We start from the raw sequence: 1818 nt of genomic DNA, 5'->3' as shown, positions 1-1818 counted from the left end.
CCCATAAGGATCTGGTTGCGATCCGACCAGTCTGCGGCACGCAGCGGGCCGTCACCCGAGTGCCCGCGAAAGAACTCCGCTGGCACCTGCACGATGAACGACACGATCACCGGGATCCACAGCTTCGCGCGTTGCGACATTCGCCAGGGCGGCGGACCGTGCCCGAACCCACGCTCATCCCACGGCTCGTGCCAGCGTTCGCGCCAGTGCGCGTCTGCTGAACGAGCGCGGTAGGGCATGGATCGATCGTAGTTGCGACTGCGGCCCGCGCCATCCACCGTTCGGCGGCCAGTCGGTACTCTGCGGGGAGTAGCTCCGGTTAACGAACAAAGATCGCAGGGGGTGGAGCCCCTTGCGACCTTCGAGCTCCCCGACTTGGACTCGAACCAAGAACCTGCCGGTTAACAGCCGGCTGCTCTGCCAATTGAGCTATCGAGGATTGCTGTGAACAGCTTGCCTACTTTACCAAAGGTTGGCCGGTCTCCAAATCGGCGCCGCGGGTGGGCGTTTCGCACGGGCGCGGCCGGGGAGATTGTGTCCAGTTCAGCGCACCGGGAGCAGGTAGGTGGGCGACGGAACGCTCTCCGGCAGTCCGATGGGGCGCGGGATGCCGGTGTCCGGCTCGAGCCGGAAACTCGTGACGGTGCTCGAGAGCTGGTTCGCCACGTGCAGAACACCGCCGTCGCGCACGAGGTGTCTCGGCCACGACCCGCCGGTCGGCACGGCGGCGACCGGCGAGAGGTCGTCGAGGCGCAGCGCGGCGACCCGGTTGGAGCCGCGCAGGCCCGCGTAGGCGAACGTGCCGGCCTCGTCGATGGCGAGGGCCGCCGCATGGTCGCCGGCGACCCAGTCGGCCACCACACGGCCGCTCGCGATCGTCTGGGCCGCCTCGTCGATGCGGTAGACGCCGCCGTCCAGCTCTCCGAGCAGGTAGATCCGGCCCGCGCTGTCGGCGAAGTCGCGCGGTCCGGTGCCGGCGGGGAAGACCCCGGTTCCGATGCGTTCGAGCACGCCATCGCGCACTCCGTGCACGTGCACGCGGTCGGCGCCGAGGTCGGCGCTCAGGACCGTCGGCCCCACAACGTGCGTGGCGTGGGCGTGCGGTCCGCCCTGGTCATCGGCCGGACCACTCCCCGATCCCTGCAGGGTCTGGGCGAGTTCGCCAATGCGTCCCTCCGTATCGAGCGGGAAGACGTCGACCGATCCGTCGCCGTAGTTCGACACGTAGAGGTGGCTCTCCGTCACGCTGAGGTGGCAGGGCGACCCACCGCTGACCGCCCGGCCGCCGATGGCGGCCAGCCCGAAGTCGTCGACCCGACGGAAGGCCTCAACTCGGCCCGAGCCCTCATCCGTGGAGTAGACGATGCCCGGCACGAGACCGTTGGCCAGAAACGACGGCGACGAGGTCTCGGCGGCCAGCCCAATGAATTCGAGCGTGCCGTCCTCGCGGGTCGCCGCGGCACCGATGCCGAGCGCCTCACCGCCCAGCGAGACGGTGTATGAACCAATCCAGTGCGTGACGGGCCTCAATAGCCGGCCTCGACATCCACGACGCCTACAAACCGGCCATCGCCGAGAAACGCTTCCACGTTCTCGCGGATCCGTTCGGCGAGAAGCGGTGCGATCATCGCCGGGGTGTCCGCACTGTGCGGCGTGATGATCACGTGGGGTTCGCTCCAGAGCGGATGACCGTCGGGAAGCGGTTCGGGGTCGGTGACGTCCACCCCGGCGCCGGCGATCTCCCCCGCCGCGAGGGCGTCGGTCAACGCCCCGGTGTCGACGAGTCCGCCCCTGGCGATGTTGATGAGGATGGCGGAG

The 1818-nt window shown here is 69.0% G+C and carries 3 protein-coding genes and 1 tRNA gene; all 4 read right to left on the bottom strand.

Going from position 1 to position 1818, the window contains the following annotated elements; all coding sequences use genetic code 11:
- The coding region (locus VIM54_RS09130) for a hypothetical protein (RefSeq protein WP_331900718.1) at nucleotides 1-239 on the bottom strand (239 nt) is incomplete at its 3' end.
- A 127-nt stretch (nucleotides 240-366) separates the two neighbouring features.
- Nucleotides 367-439, bottom strand: a tRNA-Asn gene (locus VIM54_RS09125).
- Between the two features lie 104 nt (nucleotides 440-543).
- A complete protein-coding gene (locus VIM54_RS09120; protein ID WP_331900716.1) occupies nucleotides 544-1530 on the bottom strand; it encodes a lactonase family protein in 987 nt (328 codons plus the stop codon).
- On the bottom strand, nucleotides 1527-1818 hold a 292-nt coding region (locus tag VIM54_RS09115), incomplete at its 5' end, for an NAD(P)-dependent oxidoreductase (protein ID WP_331900714.1). The genes VIM54_RS09115 and VIM54_RS09120, both read right to left, overlap by 4 nt.

The organism is Lacisediminihabitans sp. (genome assembly GCF_036569425.1).
Taxonomy (GTDB): domain Bacteria; phylum Actinomycetota; class Actinomycetes; order Actinomycetales; family Microbacteriaceae; genus Lacisediminihabitans.
The sequence above is the reverse complement of the archived record's forward strand: the minus strand, read 5'-3'. Positions and strand labels throughout refer to the sequence as shown.